Genomic DNA, 19,810 nt, shown 5'->3' with positions numbered 1-19,810 from the left:
ATACATTATTGAAGGAGGCACAAGAGTAATGGACATACAATTAAGCGGCATGTGCGGCAATTCACCGAAGAACAAGCTGGCTGAAGATTTAGCAGTCGCCCTTATCACTGGAGATACCAAGACATTAGGCCATCTGCTGACAGCCGATGCTGTTGTGGAACTTATAGGCAGCGAACGTTATCCGTTGTCTGCCGTTCTCCAGGGATCAGCTTCAGTTCCTGAGCTCACTTCACTGACGATTGAACACGCTATCTCCCACGGTAAAATCGCTGCTGTGAGCGGTAATTGGGTAACTCACGGCGGGATTCGTTACGCCTTCAGCGATCACTATAGCTTCGCTACGACCAAAGGCACAGAGGTGGCCGCCGCCAGCTGTTACCGGATCAGGCTACCCTGACATGAAGTTTATTTCAGCGAAAAGCCGCCCGCTTCGCTAACGCGAAATCCGGGCGGCTTTTTTCATTGTATGATTTGGTAATAATACAGCTTCATAGGCTATCGGTTTCACACACCCTGTGATACAAGCTCGCGCTTGGCGGAAGCTGCTCCCTCTGTGTCCGAATCCGGGCTCTTATCCAGTTCATCTACACGCGCCACATGGAGTTCCTGCTCGTTCTGATGAAGCTCCTTGACCATATTCCTGTAGATATGGGCTTCCTGACGGTCCAGCCCGTCACGATTCTCTTTCATGATCCAGGTTTCCACGGTTCGCTTGAGAATTTCGCCTTTTCGTTCCAACAGTTTCGTATAAGTCAACAATCTTCATTCCCTTCCTGTAGCTAGAGTTCATACGCCGAGGTAAGCTGTAATGTGACTTCCGGCGTAACGTCTATTATTATACGGGAAAGACCCGGCTCACCCAATGCGGAGCATCCGGGCTCACACAGGGTGAGGCCGGCTGAGCGGAGAAGAGGCTGACTCAGCAGGCCGGGTTCGTAAAAGTACGGATGTATGCTCCCATATCCGGTAGGATATGAAGCTGCGGAAGCTTCGCTCCGGCACTACCTGACCCCCTTTTGCTCAGAAAAAGTCGTTTCCTCTCGAATTCTGTCAGAGAATTAGCTTATAATGATCACACTGCGACTTGACCGAGGATGTAACAGGAGCAAACAATCCAGAATAAGCCCAAGGAGGAAGTCCATTGTATAAGGTGCTGATTGTAGATGATGAAATTTTTGTGCGCAAGGGCCTGATCCGGATATTAAACGAATGCTCGCCGCAATTTGAAATATGCGGTGAAGCCGAGAACGGGGAGCAAGCGCTTACCTTGATTGAACAATTGAACCCGGAGCTGGTGATATGCGATATCCGTATGCCTGTGCTGGACGGGCTGGAACTGATCAAGAAAGTAAAGACAGAGCTGGTGCAGGAGCCGATTTTTATCATATTGAGCGGATATGCCGACTTCTCCTATGCCCAGCAAGCCTTCCGTTACAATGTCTCCGATTACATTCTCAAGCCGGTTGACGAACAGGAGCTTACCGTTGCGCTTGGCAAAATCGCCCATATGCTGAATAACAAGCAGCTCCTCTCGATCACCCGGGAGAAGCCTCTGGTCGAGACGGTTATTGAAAGCCTGCTCCAGACAGAACCCGATGATCAGGTTATGGGGCGGATTGCCTATGCGCTGGAGCTTCCTCTTACCTCTTCCTATACGTATATCATCGCAGAAATGCAGGATCAGCTCCCCGCGGGAGAAGTCGATTACCTGCCTGCTCTGAAGGACTCGCTGCTGCGTTATTTCCGTCAAGAGGCTCAGACACTGCTCCTTCATGTACGCACGAACAATCAGTACGGGATGATCGTGCCCAGCCAGTGGGTGGATGAACCCAATCCTTCCCCCAGGGGAGGCTACCGGGCTATGCTGGATACACTGGAGCGGGAGCTTGGAACAACCATTGCTTTGTTCGTGGGCCGGAGGGTAAGCCATCTTAAGCAGATTGTATCTTCGGGAGCCAGTGCCGAGAAATGCCTCCAATACCGTTTTGCCGCCGGCTTCAAGGGCATTTATATGGCGGACGAGCTGCTGGAGCTGCCCTTGTACTATTTCGATATCGATGAAGGCCTGCACAGTAAGCTGATCTACGAGGTAGAAGCCAATGACCACAAGGGCTATAGCTCGACCGTTGACGCTATCTTCACCCTGTTTCAGGAGCGCCACTTCGCGCCGGGAGCGGTTACGAACACGATCCGGCGCAGCATGATTGCCATCATCAACATTATCCGCCAGCTCGAAGGGGATGAGAACACGCTGCACTGGATGACCGAACTGCTCAACTGGCCGCTCAAATACCGCAATCTGAACCAGCTGAAGCAGGTGTTCCGGCAGTTTATCGCCGAGGCCGCAGAATATATCGCCGAGAAGCGCGGCGGCAAGAGCGAAGGCAATATTGAGCGGATCAAAAAATACATCGACGGGCATTACCGGGAGAACATCTATCTCAAAGGCATTGCCGCCGATTTCGATATGAACCCGGTCTATCTGGGACAGTTATTCCGCAAAACCTACGGGGTGTATTTCAATGAATACCTGCTGACACTGCGGATTGAGGAGGCCAAACGCCTGCTGCGGCAAACCAAGAAAAGGATGTACGAAATCGCTGAGCTGGTCGGCTTCCAGAATGCGGATTATTTTGCCACCCAGTTTGAAAAGCTTGAGAATATGACGCCGACCGATTATCGCAATATGATGATTGGGCAGTAAATAAGGAGGCTCCCTGCAGTGTTCAACTTCCGTCTGAATCATATGAAGCTTAGAAGCAAGCTGATTGTCATCTACATTGTGTGTGTGTTCATCCCGATCATCCTGACCAATGTGATGTTCTATCAGGTCACCACCGCCAATATCAAAACTCAGAAGACTGCGGATGCCGAGCAGGCGATGAATCTGCTGCAAGCCGAGCTGAGAACCGTCATTGAGGATGCGGCAGGCATATCCTACCTCTACTCCATTGACCGGCAGCTGATCCAGCATCTGAATACAACCTATGCTTCAACGGACCGCTATGTGGAGTCGCTGAACGCCATATCGAATCTGTTCAACCGGACTGACAAAGAGAACAAGGTGCTGAGCTCCTCGGTCATCATGACCGACAATCCAACGGTTCTGGCCTCGTCGCATATTATCAGGCTGGAAGACGACATGCGGGGACAGGACTGGTATAACCAGATTAGCCAATTCAGCAACACCCTTCCCCATCTTTATGTGACGCCCGACAGCATCAGCGTAATCCAGCGCCTCACTGACCGCAGGCTGGAGACCTATGAGCATGTGCTCAAAATCGACCTTAACATGAACTATATCCGGCAGATCCTGGATTTATCCAGCTTCAGCGGTGACTTCTATATTCTCGACCCGGCGGGCCAGGCGCGCTTCAGCCGTCTCTCCAGCGGTCAGCCCAGCACGCTGATTACGGCGGAGCACACTCTGACCCCAGATCAGATACCCAAGCCTAAGCAGGCTATTGTGATCGACAAGACCTATCAGAAGAACCGTTATCTGGGCGGCTGGTCCATCTACGGTGTCCTCGACGAGACCCTCATTTTGTCTGACGTCAGACAATCCGGGCAATTTATCCTGTGGTTCGCCGGCATTAATTTCCTGGTCCCCACCATCGTGATTATGATTATGTCCCGCTCGATTCACACGCGCATCAAGAATATCCTTAGGCATATGAAATCTGTAAAAGACAAAAACTTCGGACTGATCCCCTACCATCTGGAGCGGGATGAGATCGGTGAGCTTACGGTAGAATTCAACCGGATGGGGAAGCGGATCGAGAATCTGATCAATGATGTATATGTTGCAGAGATTCAGAAGAAGGAGCTGGAGCTCCGGCAGCGGCAGGCCCAGCTGCATGCGCTGCACAGCCAGATTAACCCTCACTTTCTGTTCAATGCGCTGGAGACGATCCGGATGCGCAGTATGATGAAGGGCGAGACCCAGACTGCCAGAACGATTCAGAATATGGCGAAGATTTTCCGCAAATCGATTCTGTGGAAGAGCAGCTTCGTTACGATCCGCGAGGAGCTTGAATTAATCGAGAGCTTCCTGGAGATTCAGAAATACCGCTTCGACAATAAGCTGGAATATCACATCGAGGTGGACCAATCGCTGCTGAGCATTGAAATCCCGAAGATGGCCTTCCTTCCGTATGTGGAGAACGCCAGTATCCACGGTATTGAGAATATACCCGGCATCGGGTATATCAACATCCAGATCGCCCAGGAGAACGGGCAGATTGTCTTCGTCATTGCCGATAACGGTGTCGGCATGGACCAGGCGAAGATCAGTGAGCTGCTGCATTACCTGGAGGATGACACTGCCATGGGCGATTCGATCGGGATGAAGAATGTCATCACCCGGCTGAGAATTACCTACGGGGAGTCCTTTACCTTCACCATTACAAGCGAACCCGGAGCGGGAACACGCATTTTGCTGCGGCTGCCTCTGGATAACAAGTAATAAATATAGGGTACACCTTAATTATTCAAAGACCGATCTAAGGTTTGCCCTGTAACAATGTAAAACGCTTTCTTTTATAATGAAGATGTTCCAAGGCACACAGAAAAGAAAGGGGATATGAAATGCGTACAAAGAAATGGTTGCAAACCGGCTTGGCCGCTGTGATGGCTTCGGCCCTCCTGATTGCCGGCTGCTCCGGCGACAACTCCGGGAACAAGAACAGTGCATCCAAAGGCAACGACAGCGAGGTTAGCACTGAGCCGGTAACGTTCACTTACTTCGGCTTCGGGGCCAACAAGGATACCATGGCCAGTGATACCACCATCGGTAAGAAGCTTCAGGAACAGACAGGTGTAGACTGGAAAATGGAATACGTAGTTGGCGATGGAAGCACCAAGTCCGGTGTTATGATTGCCGGAGGCGACTATCCGGATGTCATCTCTCCAGTCGGCGAGCTGGCCAAGCTGCTCGATGCCGGTGCATACATTCCGCTTAATGATCTGATTGAGAAGTATGGCCCTAACATCAAACGTGTCTACGGCGACTACATGAACAAGATCAAGGATGAAGAAGGCAATATCTATATCCTTCCCTTCACTGCAAATGTAAACGGATACTTATCGCCCCCGGATCCTACCAGCACCTTCTGGATGCAGAGACGCGTTCTCAAGGAATTCGGTTACCCGCAAGTGAAGACGCTGGACCAGTACTTTGACCTGATCGAGAAATACCAGGCTAAGTACCCTAAGGTGGATGGTAAAGACACCATCGGCTTCGTCACCTTCGCCGGTACTGCCGGTGAATTCTTCACCATCACCAACCAGCCAATGCATCTGGCCGGTTATCCGAATGAAGGCGGCGTCCTGGTGGACATGAAGTCTCATGAAGCCAAGCTGTATCAGGGAACCGAAGATGAAAAGCGCTGGCTGGCCAAATTGAACGAAATGAACGGCAAGGGTCTGGTTGACCCTGAGACGTTCACAGCGAATAAAGACCAGTATCTAGCCAAGCTGACCTCCGGCCGTGTACTCGGATATGTCAACTATTCCTGGCAGATCAACGACGCTACTAACAACCTGAGATCCGCCGGTAATGACGACCTGCGTTACGTTGCCCTTCCTATCACATATGAAGAAGGCATTAAAGACGCTTATGTTGATCCTCCGTCCTTCGTGAACAACCGCGGGCTGGGCATCTCTGTCAGCGCGAAGGATCCGGTCCGCATCATCAAGTATTTTGACAACCTGCTGACCGATGAGAACCAGAAGCTTGTAGAGTGGGGCATTGAAGGCGAAACTTACACTAAGAACGCTGAAGGCCGTATGGTGATGAACGAAGAACAGCTGACAAACCGCAACGACAATGACTTCAAACGTAAATTTGGCTTCGCTTATTTCGATTATGAATGGCCGCGTTATGGAGATAACTCCGTGTATGATGACGGCAACGCCCACGTTCCGTTCAATCAGCCGGAAGTTGCAGCTATCAACTATACCGAAGGCGACAAAGCATTGCTGAAGGCCTATAACCTGAAGACCTTCTCCGACTTCTATGCCGAGCCGGTAGAGCGTCCATGGTACCCTGCCTGGAGTATTGAGAAAGAACCGGGCTCCCCTGAGCAGTTATTCAGCCAGAGAGCAGGCGATTTGCAGCAGAAGTACTATCCTCGCATGGTGCTTGCTGCCCCTGGCCAATTTGAAAAGGTCTGGAGTGAATACCTGGCCGAATACAACAAGCTCGATGCTAAGGGCTACGAAGAATTCATGACTAACAAGATCAAGGACCGCATCGACGGCAAATGGTAAGCGTCTGCTTCCCAGATGCAACATGATGAACCGGGAAAAGTGAAGCAGTGCCTTCACTTTTCCCTTCTACACTTGTTAGCAAAGAGAGAATATAGAGCTTGGAAAGGGGACGGTACCGGTGGGGAAAACCGCTGTGCAGTTAACGAAATCAAATACTGGCACTTCGCGCTTCAAAACCTTTTTTAGAGAGTTGTCTAAACAGAAAATGCTGATGCTGATGTCATTGCCCTTCCTAATCTGGGTGATCATCTTCAAATACCTCCCGCTATGGGGATGGACAATTGCTTTTCAGAAATTCAAGCCAGCCAAGGATCTGTTCGACCAGAAGTGGGTCGGCTGGGACAATTTCAAGTTCCTGTTCCAGGAACAGCAGTTCTATCGCGTCCTTCGTAATACTCTGGTTATGAGCTCCATTAACCTGGTTCTCGGATTTGTTACAGCCATCGTACTGGCCCTGCTGCTGAATGAGCTGCGCAATGTGTTCTTCAAACGCACCGTGCAGACGATCAGTTATCTGCCTTACTTCATTTCCTGGGTCGTAGCGGCCAATATTGTACAAATGGCACTGGCACCGGAAGGGATCATCAATGTGCTGCTGGTCAAAATGCAGCTTATTGATCATCCAATTCTGTGGCTGGGCGAAGGCAAGTACTTCTGGGGAATACTCGGGGTTACGGAAGTCTGGAAGAATGTCGGCTGGAATACCATCATCTATCTGGCAGCCATCACCTCCATCGACCCTTCTCAATATGAAGCGGCTGAGATTGACGGGGCATCCCGTCTGCAAAGAATGTTTTATATTACCCTGCCGGGTATCAAGCCGGTCATCGTACTGATTCTGATCATGAATCTGGGCCATATTCTGGAGTCCGGCTTCGAGGCACAGTACCTGTTAGGTAACGGGATGAACCTCGACTACTCGGAGAATCTGGATATCTTCGTCCTGAAATACGGGATGCAGATGAATAACTTCGGGCTTGCCACCGCAGCGGGTATGTTCAAAACGCTGGTCAGCTTCATCTTCTTAATCGCAGCCAATAATATCGCCAAGCGTATGGGCGAAAGCAGATTGTACTAGAAAGGAGGACACATGTAATGGCCAAAGCAAAAACGAATTCCAATGCATACCGCCACTCTTCATTAGGCGACCGCATCTTCGATGTATGCAATATTATCTTCATGATTCTGTTAGTGACTGTCACCCTCTACCCGTTCCTGAATATGTTTGCTCTATCGTTCAACGAAGCGAATGACTCCGTACGCGGAGACATTTATATCTGGCCGCGGGAATGGACACTGCGCAACTTTGAGTATGTGTTCAGTGAATCCAACATTTTCTATTCGACTTTTATCTCCGCAGCACGGACGATTGTCGGAACTGTGGTCTCCGTATTCTGTACAGCGATGCTGGCCTATACGGTAAGCCGTCCGGAATATAAGCTGAAGAAGTTCGTATCCGTCACTTTTATCTTCACCATGTACTTCAGCGGCGGTCTGATCCCGGGCTACCTGCTGATCAAAGAGCTGGACATGCTGAACAGCTTCTGGGTCTATATTATCCCGGGCATCATTGGCGTTTTCAATATGATCGTGATCCGTTCCTTCATTGAGGCACTGCCTGAGGGACTGATGGAATCGGCCAAAATCGACGGCGCAGGCGACTTCATCACCTTCTCGCGCATTGTGCTTCCGCTGACCGTTCCGGCGCTGGCTACCGTCTCCCTGTTCGTAGCGGTCTATCAGTGGAATTCCTGGTTTGACGTCTTCCTGTACAACTCCTCCACGCCAAGCCTGAGTACTCTGCAATACGAGCTGATGAAGATGCTGTCAACATCCAACACCGCGATGTCAAGTTCCTCGGCAGCCGATGCCTTTGCGAACGCGCAGGGCAACAAATCGACCGTTACACCGACCTCTATCCGTGCTACGATGACCATTGTGGCCAGTGTGCCGATTATCATCGTCTATCCGTTCCTGCAGAAGTATTTCGTCAAAGGAATGGTTGTCGGCGGGGTCAAAGGTTAAGTCTTACGGTCCAATGAATACTATTAAAATAAACAAGCGATCCTCCGGGGGCTGTCCGCCTCTGGAGGGTCGCTTGTTTTTAATTGCAAGCCCTAATTCATTAGATCCTTGAACGTGGTAGCGAATCAGTTACGCACCTCGAACGAATTACTATACGGTAATGTCCCCGCACCAGCGAGTGATTCCTTCATTTATGGTTTGCATTGGATTTGGATCGGATAGAGGAATCGCCCAGGCAATATGTCCATCCGGCCGAATAAGCGCCGTGTGGACGTCGTTCCAATCCGCCTCAGCCTCAGCCAAAGAGACATGTACAACTTGAAGGTTGCTATACGTTTCCCATTGACCGCTATTCTGTTCATTAGGATGGAAATGCAGCAGAAGAAAAGTACCTTTTTGTAGTAACGGATAGGAGTTAATCAATTGCCCGTCTTTCAGCTTTAATCTTAGATCCTTGAAACGTTTCCCATTTAAAGGATGGGGAGGCGCTTCGGCGTCTGGAGCATAAAGTACATCCATTGCGGAAACTTGTGCGGCGATTTGATAATTTGCCTCCGGTATTTGAATCAGTTTAGCTAACATACTTCGAAGTTCCGTGATAGGGGGAGTCACGTCCAGAAGCAGGGTTTGGACCTCGGTATTCCGGAGTAAGGTCGTATTCCATGGAAAGCGTTCGGCATGATAACTGTCCAATAGCCAGTCCGGAGCCCAGCCTTTGATTGCTCCTGCAAGCTTCCAGCCTAAGTTCATCGCTTCTTGTAAGCCGACATTCATTCCCTGTCCACCAGCGGGAAAATGAATGTGCGCCGAATCTCCCGCCAAGAACAATCGACCATTCCGATAGCGTCCAGCTTGCCGCGTCGCATTTCCGAAACGGGACATCCACTTCACATCGTTCAATCCCAGATCGCTTCCGGTTGTACGGATGAGCGATGAACGAAACTCTTCCAATGTAACGGGCTCATCCTTAGAGATGTTACGTCTCTCCATATCAATCATCAAGACCCGATACATATGATCATTGATCGGCATGATGCTGACCAATCCTTTTTCTGTAATCCGGGATATGACACTCATAGGAGCCAAATCAGATAGAACGGCATCCCCCAGAATCGCCGTGAAGGTCGCATCTGTACCTTCAAATGATATATTTGCATGCTTGCGAACCAAACTTCTGGCTCCATCCGTCCCTACCACATAAGCTGATCTTAACGTTGTTTCTCCATGAGGTCCTGCGATCTTAACGTCAACCCCATCCTCATCCTGGTGTACAGATAGAGCCTCAACCTCTCTCCAGACCTCTGCGCCAAGGCTAAGCGCCCATTCCTCCAACACCTTCTCCGTCTCACTCTGCGGTAAAAAGAGAGTGTGATTGGAAGAAGAATCCAACACCGTGAAATCCAAAGGTGTTTCTAATCCGGCGAAATGTCCTCTCGAAAGTAAGCGGCCTTGACTGATTAATTGTGATTTCACTCCACGCATATCTAATATTTCAAGAGTTCGAGGATGTACGGTAAGCGCACGTGAATAAGGGGTTGTCTCTTTTAATCGCTCAATGACGCAGACCTTTACACCGGCTAATGCCAATTCCCCGGCCAGCATCATGCCGACAGGTCCGCCACCGATCAGGATGACTTCATATTTCATATCAAAAGCCTCTTTTCTTAAACATTATGGGAAGATCACGATAGCGTCTATTTCGATAAGCCATTCAGGATCGGCTAGTGCTTGAACGCCTATATAGGTACTTGCTGTCTTAGGCCAGTTAGGGCCAAACACATGAAATCCTGCCTCAAAAATAATCGAAATCAATTCCGGGTTGTGGTTTACAACAAAAATATTCATTTTTACAATGTACAAGGGATCCGCTCGCACGGCTTCCAATGCATACTTAAGGTTGGTGAACACTTGAATCGCTTGCGCGTAATAGTCCCCTGAACCGACCAATGATCCTGTTTCATCTACAGAAACCTGACCTGAGATGAAGGCCAATTGGGAGGCAGTAGTTATCACGACATGAGAAATTACAGATGTAACCTTATCCGTCAAGGTCTTCGGATTTACGACTTCCATAGGCAGGTATGCTCCATTTCCCTATTTATAAATTCCCTCTTGAAAAGTGGACAAGTATTTCCGGCAAACCTCCTTCATCAATTATTGTTTCGTTAGAACCTTTTTTATCGCCTGTTAAAACAAGTGTGATGAAAATTATATACAATTTTAGTTTCAAACGAAACAATATCAGTTTACTTGGTTACTCTTAACCATGTCAACCCCAATCCCAATATGGGTATTCCCGTATGTTTCTCAGAGAACAATCTATGATATAATAAAACAAATAAGTCGAGGAGCCAGCATAATGATGGATACTGCCAGTAAAAACAAAACTGCCATTCATGAATTTTTCGTTCAGTTTCTTGAGCAAAAAGAGCAATATGAAACCCAAATAACTGCCACATACCTGAAAGATATCCGGAAGCATATTGAATCAGAATTCAGCTTGAATATGACGGAACTGCACACCATTGCGTGCATCGGAGAGCAGGAGCCGATCAATCTCACTTCCATCGCGGAGAGAATCAATTTAAGTAAAGGAAATACCTCCAAGATCGCAAATAAATTACTAAAGGCAGGTTGGGTGCGAAAAGCCCAGTTCAACGACAACAAAAAGGAAGTGTATTTTCGGCTAACGCCTATCGGCAAAAAGCTATTTGCTGCTCATGATGAGCTTCATGCGAAGGAAAAGCAAAGAATGTACGAATTTTTGGAAAGATATAACGAAAGCGAGCTCGAATTTATTAAACGGCTGTTTGGAGATATGGTGGACTTCTATCGCTAACGAACCCAATAAATTGTACATAGGTTAGATATCAATAATAATTGGGGATACAGTTCAAGTGAGAGGCTGCTTTTAATCGTAACTGGGGTCATCCTGCGGGTAGACGGCGGACTGAGTGCCTAAAGGCTGCTTAGCCCTATTGCAGAAATGAAACCGGCTACGCCATCCTCTTAAGGACAGCGTAGCCATTTATACAGAAAATGAAAGGTATTCTGTCGATCGCCACTAACAGATAATTGTCGCACACGTGGGATGTAATAAGTAATTCTATAGTAGCAGGCAAGTGGAAAAACGTACGCCCGCTCTCCCCCGTACCCTGCTGGCTTCTTGTCCTCAGATGGCCGCTTCTCCGCCCTTCCCCTGCTGCTTAACTGTAGAATTCCCAGAATACAAGCTGGGCCAGCAGAATCGATATCATCACCATGGGCACGATGGCCGGCCAATGGTTACGGGCCGGTGAGACAGACGGGGATCGGCGCTTCATCAAGGTTAGCAACAGCGCAGCTATAAGCAATGCAGCCAGTCCGGTCAGTGCAATATTCACTATAATCTGCGGATACACCTCCGCATAGGCACGCTCATTGTTGCTGAGCATCCGCAGGGCCAGCACCAGATTGTTCACCACCAGACCGGTACCGGTCAAGGTCAGCCCGGCGGTCAGCTTCCGGTTGGCGGTTCGGGGTGCAAGACGGTTACGGCGAGCTTTCCGTTTGCCCAGAAGTGCCTGTACCAGCCACACAAACGGAGCAATTACGAAATAGACGATAGCCAGCCCCGCAAGTGCTGCACTCAGCAGCAATACCGGCATGGAACGCCCTGGTGTGAGCGGCAGATAATCGGAGGTATACACCGAGACGGCCTCTACCTTCCCCTCACTGACTTTGGCATACAGCATCGGCCAGGCATCCAGCCCTGAATCCCCACCAGTCTTCTCATAGAGGTAAGGCTGAACCTGCTGATAGCTTCCGCTCATCCCGGCAAGTGACACCTTAAGCTGATCTGCTCCCTGAGGCTCAAGCTTCATCATCGTGAGATAAGGGAACAGCTTCATGAAGCCATGTCCGGGACGGCGCGCAGCCACGAATCGGCCTTCCACCTCTGATACATCCGGCAGAACCGCTGCCTCCGTCTTCGCTCTCTGTCCCACTACTGCCTTGGTCAGACCATGAACAATATGGGATTCGCCCGCCTGATTCGTCATAATCACGACTGCAAACCGGTCTTCAGGCACCAGCATCAGATTGGTGGCAAAAGCAATCGTGTTCCCGCCATGGCCCAGCGTCCGGTGAACTCCCGGATACTCCCAGAACCCGTGGGCGATGCCCGGCATGTCTTCAGCAGCGGAATGACTGCGGGTCAGCATCGTATCCAGCGTACCAGACTTCCGGAACAGCGGGGATTGCTCTCCGGCGGCAGGCATGAAGGCCATGGCGAACTTGGCCAGATCCTCCGCCGTCCCGTTATTTCCGCCGTTCGGGTACATGGACATATAATTCCATGACCCTTGATTGAAGGAGCCTGGTCCGGCGAAGAAGTATCCCTTGGCCTTATGCTCCAGCAGCTCCGGGCGGTCTTCCACCACGGAATACGCCATGGAATGCTTCATGCCCAGCGGCTCAAAAATATGCTGCTGGACGTATTCATGATACGGCTGTCCGCTGATGCGCTCCACAATATAGGCAGCCAGTGAGTTGCCATAGTTAGAGTAAGCGACTACCTCTCCGGGTCTGTAGATTTGTGCAGGCTGGGCCAGCTTCAGCCCCTCTTCCAGTGACCGCACTTTCTCAGGAGACTGGTAGGCCATATCGAACATATACTCTTCGAATCCGGCATTGTGATTCATCAGATTCAGCATCGTAATCGGCTCATCATACGCCAGCTTAGTCAGGAAATTCTCCGGCAGCAGCTTACGGACATCTTGATTCAGGTCCAGTTTGCCCTGCTCCGCCAGCTGCATTGCGGATGCCCATACAGCAAGCTTGCTGATGGAGCCCCATTCCATGACCGTATCCGGGGTGACGGGGATCTGCTGCTCCACATCGGCGTAGCCGTACCCCTTGGACAGAACCACCTGTCCATCCTTCACCATTACAACAGACGCTCCTACAGTCTGCTTTCCTATGTACTCTTTTACATAATTGTCGACAAAAGCTTCCAGACCGATGAGCGGAATGCCGGATGGGGTAGCTCCCCCTGCTCCGCCGCTGCCTTGTTCTGCTGCAAATGCCGGAATGCTGCCTGTGAGCAGCAATAGTGCCGAGAGCATAACTATTAAACTCTTTTTGAACAAATAAGACCTCTCCTTTAGTCAAGTAAAATCATGCAGCCCTCCTATTCTAACAAAAATCCTCACCGATTACCGGGAATTTTACTTCGCAGCCAATTCTCTGCTAGTATCTTTAGGAGAAGCAGTATGATCATCTGTATGGAAGAAGGGCCTGCCCATGAATAAATTTCAGACCACATTAGCTCATATAAATGAAATATTGTACGCACCAGCCCGCTTAACTGTCGATTCCATACGTGAAGAACCCCAGAATGCCGAATATGGAGCCGGTACCTTTCAACTGGGTGCCCTGTCGGTCCGATTTCGGGTTGCCAAAATCACCCCTGCCAAGACCGGTCAATTTGTCGCGATGTGGGAAAAAAATGCCGGGCTCAAAAACCAGCCCTTCTCCTATACCGGCGCCCCCGATGTGCTGGTCATTAACACCTTTCACCCCGTCAGCGGGGAGCTTGGACAGTTTGTATTTCCCAAAGACGTGCTCAAAAGGCATGGCGTACTCGCTACCGCTAATGCACCGGGAAAAATGGCGATACGGGTATATCCGGCCTGGGATACCGTAACCAATAAGCAGGCTTTAGCAACTCAGAAATGGCAGCTCCCCTATTTTGGACTAGTTGATCCGATGAATAATCACCATATGCAGGTGTTAACCTCGTTGTATCAGAATTCTTTATTCCGATGAATCCGCACGGCAATCAGATATGACACTGCGAACAGGAGTACAGCAGGGATCAGGGTGACATACCCGGTCTCAGGACCATTAAAGTTCACATCGTCCATATACAGGTTCAGCAGCATCCACACCAGGAAACGAAGGCCCAGCGATAGCCCTGCCGATATCATCACCATCTGCTCGCTTTTTTCCACACCGAATTTAAGAATGACCGGATAATAGATCGCCAGGGTGGAGATAGATAAAGATAAACCGAAGGTATACCCGGTGGACAGGTTCAAATGTGCTATGTCTCCCTTGCTTACATAGGTTAATGCCAGAGTAACCAGACTTACAGCGGTGCCCATGAGGATTAACATCAGGAAGGATAAATACTTCGCATGGATGACCGTTCTCCTTCTGATCGGCATAGTGAGTTCAAACCGGTTCCATTTAGAAGCCTCATCCATCTGCAGGGAGGCCCCGATGCTCAACACAAAAATCCAAATCTGCGCCGCGATGACTGCATTCAGTACGCTGTGATCCACCCCGGCAAAGGAAACCAGCGACAGAAGCAGCGCAATGCCGAGGGAGGATTTGATGTTATTTTGCAGTGAGTAATAATTATTTAACAGCAGCCCGCGCATATTATTTCTCCCCCTTTACGAGCAGCAGCAGAATCTCATCAATGGATACCTGATCCACCGTAACGCCGCTGTACTTCTGTTCAAAGCCTTGTTTATCCTCGACAAGCACATCAATCTGATGCTCCTTTACTCTATAAGCCCGTATATCTTCCTTAGCAATACGCTTGAACTGTTCTTTTGTGCAGCGGGCAACACCGTAGTCATAGATCAGCTCATCTTTCACCGCTGTCAGAATAATCTTCCCTTGATGAATGAAGGTGATATGATCGGCAATTTTCTCAAGGTCGCTTGTGATATGGGAGGACATCAGTATAGCGTGGCGCTCATCCTCCACAAACTCCAGGAACACCTCCAATATTTCCTCTCTGGTCACAGGATCGAGGCCTGAGGTCGCTTCATCTAGAATCAGAAGCTTGGGATGATGCGACATGGCGGCGGCTATTGCAAGCTTCATCGTCATGCCCCGGGAGAATTCCTTAATCTTTCTATTCATGGGCAGGGCGAACTTGTCCGTAAGCTTCACATAAAGCTCCTGATCCCATTGTTTGTAAATTCCGCGCATTACCTTGGCAAGCTTGCCGGGCGTCAAGACCGGCGGGAAATTGGCTGAATCAAAAACAACGCCGATGTCTTCGCGCAAGACGGTATCCCTATCCTTCATCTCCCGCCCCAACAGCCGGATCGTCCCGCTGTCAATCTGAACCGTGTTCAGGATGGACTTGATCGTTGTCGTCTTCCCTGCCCCGTTCTCCCCCACGAACCCCATAATCGTTCCGCTGGGAACAGAAAATGATACATTGTCCAGCATAAAGCCGGAACCGGCATAGGACTTGGTCAGTCCGGTGATTTCCAAACTAAGATTCATGATTTCCCTCCTTGTAAAAGTTAGTCAGCATATTCACCATCGTCTCCAGTTTGATTCCGCTTGCGCGGGCGATTTCGGCTGCCTTCATTAGATGCTCATCCACCTTCTTCAGCTGTTCTTCCTGAAAAACATCCTGGTTCACGGCCGAGACGAAGCTTCCGCGCCCGACCGTCGTTTCTATGAATCCGTCGCGCTGCAGGTCCTCATATGCCTTCTGAACGGTGATGACACTGACCTGAATAGATTTGGCCAAGGCACGCATCGAAGGGATCGGGTCTCCTGCCTGAAGCTCTCCGCTCATAATCTTGCCCTTAATCTGCGAGGTGATCTGCTCATAAATGGGCTTGTTCCGGTTACTGCTGATGATAATCTCCACACGCTTCCTCCTTGCGTGAACAGTGTACTTATTGTACCAGTACAATATAACTGATCTAATGGTTTTTGTAAATATATCATCCAAAAAAAGAGCTAACCCGAACAACGGGTCAGCCCTTCCAAATTACTTATTCACGTTAGAAAACTCCACCTGAATGGACACTACCTCCGAGCGTGAACCGATACGGATCGGCGGGCCCCAGAAGCCATAGCCTGAAGAGACAACGGTATGAAGCTGGCCCTTCTTCAGATACCCCCAGTCATTCTCGAACACCCTGGAAGTGATAAGGTTGGCTGGTGCGATCTGCCCGCGGTGGGTATGGCCGGAGACCATCAAGTCGATGCCTTGCTCTTCAGCAATCCCGAACTCCACCGGCTGATGCTCCAGCATGAACACCGGCTTGGAAGGATCTATGTCCTTGGTCAGATCAGCCAGCTTGGCCCGCTCCTTATCGCTGTAATCCTTCCGTCCGATCAGCGTCAGCCAGCCGCCCACCTCGACGTCTTCATCGTAGAGCACCTGCATTCCGCTCTCTTCCAGAAGGCTGATAATCTCCTCTGTCCCGCCCTTGAAGCGGTCATGATTCCCCAGGGAAGTATACACGCCGAGCGGAGCTTCAAGCTTCGCCAGCACAGCGCCGAGGCCTTTGTCCTTATAGGGCCTAACATCATCATCCACGATGTCGCCCGGAAGCAGGATCAGATCGGGGTGCAAGGCGTTAATCTCCTGTACCATCCGCTCCGCATGGCGTTTGCCGGATAAATAACCGAAATGCATATCCGAAGCCATCACAATATGAAGCTTACCGCCGGCCGGACCCGGCTTGTCTATTTGTACCTCATAGGACCGCACAACCGGGCTGTACGCATTATAGCTTCCATATCCTATCAGGGCGATCAGAATAACCAGCGTCAGGATACCGGACCACTTCTGAACCGCGCGGCGCGGCAGCCTGACCAGCTTCGTAAGCCAAACCATCAGATGGACCAGCGGCAGCAGCATCAGGAGCAGACTGAATACGGCCAGCCAGTAGCTGCCGATGACGCTTAAGACCGCCGACCCGGCCACGACTCGGGAGAGGATCAGCGAGCTGGCCAGGAAGACCAGCGCAATGATATACAACAGCCGGAACCGTCCGGAGACGACCGGCTTGATCCAGCCCCAGCCGCTCCAGCCAATGTAGAAGACAATCAGGGCATATACCGCAATAAATACCAGCCCGAGAATAATAAACATGCGCTCAACTCCAATCTAAATTACTCCGCAAAGTGCAGGTTAGGTTTTGCTTCAATGCTCACTCAAGTACTTTGCGGAGGCCCAAAACCTATAAATATATAGCTCTGCTCTTGATTATACCCTGCTGCTTCCCATAGAATAGGATAGTTAAATGACAACCTGGAGGATTTCATCATGGCAAAACCCTTTTTTCCGCGGCTTGAGGGAAACAGCCGGGGCTGCTTGACCTTTGAGCCTTTTTTCCTGATTCCCTTCAGCATGTTCTCTACCTATGCCACCCTGTACATGTATGAGCTTGGACTGACGGAGCTGAACATCGGCTGGATAACGACCATTGGACTGATTGTACAGGTATTCTCTTCCTTGCTCAGCGGATATTTAACGGACCGTCTGGGACGCAAGCGGGCTATTCTATATTTTGACCTGCTTAGCTGGAGCCTGGCAACCTTATTATGGGCCTTTTCACAGAACCTTTGGTTCTTCGTGGCGGCTGCCGTGATTAACGGCTTCCAGCGTGTGCCGCATATCGCCTTTTACTGCCTGATTGTAGAAGATACCCGTCCTTCGGACCGGACCTATGTATTCACCCTGCTACAGATCATCGGGGTGATCGGAGGACTGTTCGCCCCGCTGGGCGGTCTGCTTGTCCACCAGTATGGCATGGTTACGGGCATGCGGATCATGTATGTGCTGGCCTTCCTCTTCATGACCTTCCAGTTCGTCGGCCGTCATCTGACCACCCGGGAGACTGAGGCCGGCATCCGCAAAAGACAGGAGACCCGGGAGCTCGGGCTTAGGGAGAGTATGATCGAATACGGCGGCGCCTTCCGTGATCTGGGGGCGGAGCGCAATCTGCTGCTGATCTTCGGCGTATACATTCTGTTCAACTTCCAAGCCACGCTGAAAAGCACTTACCTGTATCTATATCTGGCCGACTATATCCATCTGGACAGCAGTATCCTCTCTCTGTTCCCGGCAGTGTCCTCCGTCATCATGCTGCTGACGCTGTGGCTGTTGATGCCGAGAATCCCGGACCGGAGCGAAAACCGCGCCATGATGGCAGGCTTCGGCTTATCTGCTCTGTCGAATGCCATGCTGGTTCTCTACCCTTCGGCGAGCTTTCTGTGGATCGGGCTGAGCACCATTCTGGCCGCTGTGGGCCTGATGATCAGCTCCCCTTATCTGGAGGCCGCCGTGCAGAACGCCATCGATGATGATAAACGGGCCAAGGTCTTCTCCATGCTGTCTGTGCTAATCCTGCTGTTCACCGCACCGGCCGGCATCATCGGCGGCTGGGCCTATAAGCTTGACCCGAGAATTCCGCTGTGGCTGGTTACCGCAGCGTTCGCCGCTTCGTATGTGCTGCTGCACCTGTACCGCAGACGGACGGCCCGTCAGAGTGTGTGAACCCGGCCGAATATTACAACAGGGATGTCCGCAGCAGCTCTAGCGCTGTGGACATCCCTGTTCTTTATGGTGATGCGTCGCTCTTCACCTGTTCCGCTGCCTGTTCTTTCTCCAGCGCCCCTTTGAGGTCATCCTGGATGCGCCGGCTCCAGAGCGGAACCCCGGAGCGGTAGGCCGCGCGGCCGGTCAGATGGGCAGAGAGCGGCGAGGTCATGAATACGAACACGATTCCGAGCAGCAGCTTCGCACTGATGAAATCGAGGAAAAAGGCGAAATAGAGAAAGGCGCCGCTGAGGACACAGAGTACCCCCAGCGTAGCGCTTTTGGCGGCGGCATGTGATCTTAAATATACATCCGGCAGCCGGATCAGCCCGACAGAGCTGACCGCGCTAAGCAGGGCACCGGTCAGAATCAGCAGGACAAACAGATATTCAATGATCGTCTTGATCATGTCCATGTTCAAACACCACTCCCCTTTCGATATATCTGGCCAAGGCCATCGTCCCGATAAAAGAGAGGATTCCTATCAGCAGGATATATTCAATATAGGCTTGCGTCTTGAACAGGACCGAGAGGACGGCGACCATCGCCAGCAGATTGATGCCGATGGTATCGAGTGCAGCTACCCGGTCGGGCAGCGATGGCCCCTTGACCAGCCTCCAGGCACAGGTCGCGATGGAGATGACCATAATCGACAGCGCCAGCATAAGAATCGAGTATATCATGAGCGGGTCACCTCCAGAATCGCACGTTCAAAGGTATTGCGGATATTCGCATCGAACTGCTCCACATCCTCTATGTCCATAGCATGAATGTATAAGGTGCGGTTGTCTTTGGACACCTCCAGCACGACAGAACCAGGCGTCAGGCAGAGCATCGTAATCAGCACAGCTACCTCCCAGTCCGACTCCAGCTCTGTATGGTACATCAGGATAGCCGGGCGGATGTTGAGATTCGGTCTAAGCACCGCCTTCACCACTACATAGCTGGATACTACCAGCTCCCGCAGCAGCAAGGCCACCAGCTTCAGAATCGCCCATATTTTGCCCAGATACAGCCGTCCGCCGAAGAAGCGCCGCATGACCACAAGCACGGCCACCCCCAGCACATAACCGACGATGAAGCCGGAGGCCGTCCAGTCATTATTCAGGAACATCCACAGGAAGGCGATCATGAGATTCAATAATATTTGAAAGGCCATCTTCA

At 50.6% G+C, this 19,810-nt stretch carries 20 protein-coding genes; 9 read left to right on the top strand and 11 right to left on the bottom strand.

Features of this window, described 5'->3' with window-relative positions; translation table 11 throughout:
• Positions 1-28 precede the first annotated feature (28 nt).
• The gene (locus tag MHH28_RS04480; protein WP_405112337.1) at positions 29-397 is read left to right on the top strand and encodes a nuclear transport factor 2 family protein; all 369 of its coding nucleotides are present in this window, start codon (positions 29-31) and stop codon (positions 395-397) included.
• Between the two features lie 107 nt (positions 398-504).
• Here the strand turns inward: MHH28_RS04480 and MHH28_RS04475 are convergent, their stop codons facing one another.
• Positions 505-690, bottom strand: a complete 186-nt coding sequence (locus tag MHH28_RS04475; RefSeq protein WP_405112334.1) for a hypothetical protein — start codon at positions 688-690, stop codon at positions 505-507.
• A gap of 460 nt (positions 691-1,150) precedes the next feature.
• Here MHH28_RS04475 and MHH28_RS04470 point away from each other — a divergent pair, with 460 nt between their 5' ends.
• The 5 genes from MHH28_RS04470 (at position 1,151) to MHH28_RS04450 (ending at position 8,295) form a co-directional block, all read left to right on the top strand.
• Positions 1,151-2,704 carry a response regulator gene (locus tag MHH28_RS04470; RefSeq protein WP_405116848.1) on the top strand — a complete coding sequence of 518 codons (1,554 nt, stop codon included), beginning with the start codon at positions 1,151-1,153 and terminating at the stop codon, positions 2,702-2,704.
• Between the two features lie 18 nt (positions 2,705-2,722).
• Positions 2,723-4,465 (top strand): sensor histidine kinase, encoded by a 1,743-nt coding sequence (locus MHH28_RS04465; protein WP_405112332.1) that lies wholly within the window; start codon positions 2,723-2,725, stop codon positions 4,463-4,465.
• 122 nt (positions 4,466-4,587) lie between these two features.
• A complete protein-coding gene (locus MHH28_RS04460; RefSeq protein ID WP_405112330.1) occupies positions 4,588-6,270 on the top strand; it encodes an ABC transporter substrate-binding protein in 1,683 nt (560 codons plus the stop codon).
• Positions 6,271-6,388: 118 nt separating this feature from the next.
• Positions 6,389-7,348, top strand: a complete 960-nt coding sequence (locus MHH28_RS04455; RefSeq protein WP_405112327.1) for an ABC transporter permease — start codon at positions 6,389-6,391, stop codon at positions 7,346-7,348.
• Positions 7,349-7,365: 17 nt separating this feature from the next.
• Entirely contained in the window at positions 7,366-8,295 is a 930-nt protein-coding gene (locus tag MHH28_RS04450) for a carbohydrate ABC transporter permease (protein ID WP_405112324.1), read from the top strand.
• Positions 8,296-8,445: 150 nt separating this feature from the next.
• On the opposite strand, the gene MHH28_RS04445 is transcribed toward MHH28_RS04450, so the two are convergent.
• The gene (locus MHH28_RS04445; RefSeq protein WP_405112321.1) at positions 8,446-9,942 is read right to left on the bottom strand and encodes a monooxygenase; all 1,497 of its coding nucleotides are present in this window, start codon (positions 9,940-9,942) and stop codon (positions 8,446-8,448) included.
• Positions 9,943-9,966: 24 nt separating this feature from the next.
• On the bottom strand, positions 9,967-10,368 hold the full coding sequence (locus tag MHH28_RS04440; RefSeq protein WP_405112319.1) for a RidA family protein: 402 nt from the start codon (positions 10,366-10,368) through the stop codon (positions 9,967-9,969).
• 286 nt (positions 10,369-10,654) lie between these two features.
• Between MHH28_RS04440 and MHH28_RS04435 the strand changes: the two genes are divergently transcribed.
• The gene (locus tag MHH28_RS04435; RefSeq protein WP_405112316.1) at positions 10,655-11,134 is read left to right on the top strand and encodes a MarR family transcriptional regulator; all 480 of its coding nucleotides are present in this window, start codon (positions 10,655-10,657) and stop codon (positions 11,132-11,134) included.
• Positions 11,135-11,501: 367 nt separating this feature from the next.
• Here MHH28_RS04435 and MHH28_RS04430 read toward each other — a convergent pair whose 3' ends face one another.
• Positions 11,502-13,424 (bottom strand): serine hydrolase domain-containing protein, encoded by a 1,923-nt coding sequence (locus MHH28_RS04430; RefSeq protein ID WP_405112314.1) that lies wholly within the window; start codon positions 13,422-13,424, stop codon positions 11,502-11,504.
• Between the two features lie 154 nt (positions 13,425-13,578).
• On the opposite strand from MHH28_RS04430, the gene MHH28_RS04425 reads away from it, so the two are divergent.
• Positions 13,579-14,103 carry a MepB family protein gene (locus tag MHH28_RS04425; protein WP_405112311.1) on the top strand — a complete coding sequence of 175 codons (525 nt, stop codon included), beginning with the start codon at positions 13,579-13,581 and terminating at the stop codon, positions 14,101-14,103.
• Here MHH28_RS04425 and MHH28_RS04420 read toward each other — a convergent pair.
• The 4 genes from MHH28_RS04420 to MHH28_RS04405 all read right to left on the bottom strand — a co-directional run bounded on the left by MHH28_RS04420 (position 14,082) and on the right by MHH28_RS04405 (position 17,197).
• Positions 14,082-14,720 (bottom strand): ABC-2 transporter permease, encoded by a 639-nt coding sequence (locus tag MHH28_RS04420; protein ID WP_405112310.1) that lies wholly within the window; start codon positions 14,718-14,720, stop codon positions 14,082-14,084. The two genes, MHH28_RS04425 and MHH28_RS04420, sit on opposite strands and share 22 nt — an antisense overlap.
• 1 nt (position 14,721) lies before the next feature.
• On the bottom strand, positions 14,722-15,585 hold the full coding sequence (locus MHH28_RS04415) for an ABC transporter ATP-binding protein (RefSeq protein WP_405112307.1): 864 nt from the start codon (positions 15,583-15,585) through the stop codon (positions 14,722-14,724).
• The gene (locus MHH28_RS04410; RefSeq protein WP_405112304.1) at positions 15,575-15,961 is read right to left on the bottom strand and encodes a GntR family transcriptional regulator; all 387 of its coding nucleotides are present in this window, start codon (positions 15,959-15,961) and stop codon (positions 15,575-15,577) included. Before MHH28_RS04410 ends, MHH28_RS04415 begins: the two co-directional genes overlap by 11 nt.
• Positions 15,962-16,084: 123 nt before the next feature.
• Complete coding sequence (locus MHH28_RS04405) at positions 16,085-17,197, bottom strand: metallophosphoesterase (RefSeq protein ID WP_405112301.1); 1,113 nt, start codon at positions 17,195-17,197, stop codon at positions 16,085-16,087.
• Between the two features lie 174 nt (positions 17,198-17,371).
• Here MHH28_RS04405 and MHH28_RS04400 point away from each other — a divergent pair, with 174 nt between their 5' ends.
• Entirely contained in the window at positions 17,372-18,604 is a 1,233-nt protein-coding gene (locus tag MHH28_RS04400) for an MFS transporter (RefSeq protein ID WP_405112298.1), read from the top strand.
• A 64-nt stretch (positions 18,605-18,668) separates the two neighbouring features.
• Here MHH28_RS04400 and mnhG read toward each other — a convergent pair whose 3' ends face one another.
• Genes mnhG through MHH28_RS04385 form a run of 3 tightly spaced genes read right to left on the bottom strand, consistent with a single transcriptional unit; the run spans position 18,669 to position 19,805 of the window.
• Positions 18,669-19,061 carry a monovalent cation/H(+) antiporter subunit G gene (gene mnhG, locus MHH28_RS04395; RefSeq protein WP_405116845.1) on the bottom strand — a complete coding sequence of 131 codons (393 nt, stop codon included), beginning with the start codon at positions 19,059-19,061 and terminating at the stop codon, positions 18,669-18,671.
• Complete coding sequence (locus MHH28_RS04390; protein WP_405112295.1) at positions 19,036-19,329, bottom strand: Na(+)/H(+) antiporter subunit F1; 294 nt, start codon at positions 19,327-19,329, stop codon at positions 19,036-19,038. The genes mnhG and MHH28_RS04390 overlap by 26 nt, the downstream gene beginning before the upstream one ends.
• Positions 19,326-19,805: a Na+/H+ antiporter subunit E gene (locus tag MHH28_RS04385; RefSeq protein ID WP_405112292.1), complete on the bottom strand. Its 480-nt coding sequence runs from the start codon at positions 19,803-19,805 to the stop codon at positions 19,326-19,328. Before MHH28_RS04385 ends, MHH28_RS04390 begins: the two co-directional genes overlap by 4 nt.
• Between the last annotated feature and the right edge of the window lie 5 nt (positions 19,806-19,810).

Origin of the sequence: Paenibacillus sp. FSL K6-1217, assembly GCF_045040735.1 — a bacterium.
Classification (GTDB): Bacteria; Bacillota; Bacilli; order Paenibacillales; family Paenibacillaceae; genus Paenibacillus_AQ.
The sequence above is the reverse complement of the archived record's forward strand: the minus strand, read 5'-3'. Positions and strand labels throughout refer to the sequence as shown.

What these genes read in the sequence shown, in the direction of transcription:
- MHH28_RS04450 (WP_405112324.1), top strand. Translation starts at nt 7,366, where the DNA reads ATGGCCAAAGCAAAAACGAATTCCAATGCATACCGCCACTCTTCATTA.
- MHH28_RS04440 (WP_405112319.1), bottom strand. Translation starts at nt 10,368, where the DNA reads ATGGAAGTCGTAAATCCGAAGACCTTGACGGATAAGGTTACATCTGTA.
- MHH28_RS04390 (WP_405112295.1), bottom strand. Translation starts at nt 19,329, where the DNA reads ATGATATACTCGATTCTTATGCTGGCGCTGTCGATTATGGTCATCTCC.
- MHH28_RS04435 (WP_405112316.1), top strand. Translation starts at nt 10,655, where the DNA reads ATGATGGATACTGCCAGTAAAAACAAAACTGCCATTCATGAATTTTTC.
- MHH28_RS04425 (WP_405112311.1), top strand. Translation starts at nt 13,579, where the DNA reads ATGAATAAATTTCAGACCACATTAGCTCATATAAATGAAATATTGTAC.
- MHH28_RS04475 (WP_405112334.1), bottom strand. Translation starts at nt 690, where the DNA reads ATGAAAGAGAATCGTGACGGGCTGGACCGTCAGGAAGCCCATATCTAC.
- MHH28_RS04480 (WP_405112337.1), top strand. Translation starts at nt 29, where the DNA reads ATGGACATACAATTAAGCGGCATGTGCGGCAATTCACCGAAGAACAAG.
- MHH28_RS04405 (WP_405112301.1), bottom strand. Translation starts at nt 17,197, where the DNA reads ATGTTTATTATTCTCGGGCTGGTATTTATTGCGGTATATGCCCTGATT.
- mnhG (WP_405116845.1), bottom strand. Translation starts at nt 19,061, where the DNA reads ATGGACATGATCAAGACGATCATTGAATATCTGTTTGTCCTGCTGATT.
- MHH28_RS04415 (WP_405112307.1), bottom strand. Translation starts at nt 15,585, where the DNA reads ATGAATCTTAGTTTGGAAATCACCGGACTGACCAAGTCCTATGCCGGT.
- MHH28_RS04385 (WP_405112292.1), bottom strand. Translation starts at nt 19,805, where the DNA reads ATGGCCTTTCAAATATTATTGAATCTCATGATCGCCTTCCTGTGGATG.
- MHH28_RS04460 (WP_405112330.1), top strand. Translation starts at nt 4,588, where the DNA reads ATGCGTACAAAGAAATGGTTGCAAACCGGCTTGGCCGCTGTGATGGCT.
- MHH28_RS04420 (WP_405112310.1), bottom strand. Translation starts at nt 14,720, where the DNA reads ATGCGCGGGCTGCTGTTAAATAATTATTACTCACTGCAAAATAACATC.
- MHH28_RS04445 (WP_405112321.1), bottom strand. Translation starts at nt 9,942, where the DNA reads ATGAAATATGAAGTCATCCTGATCGGTGGCGGACCTGTCGGCATGATG.
- MHH28_RS04400 (WP_405112298.1), top strand. Translation starts at nt 17,372, where the DNA reads ATGGCAAAACCCTTTTTTCCGCGGCTTGAGGGAAACAGCCGGGGCTGC.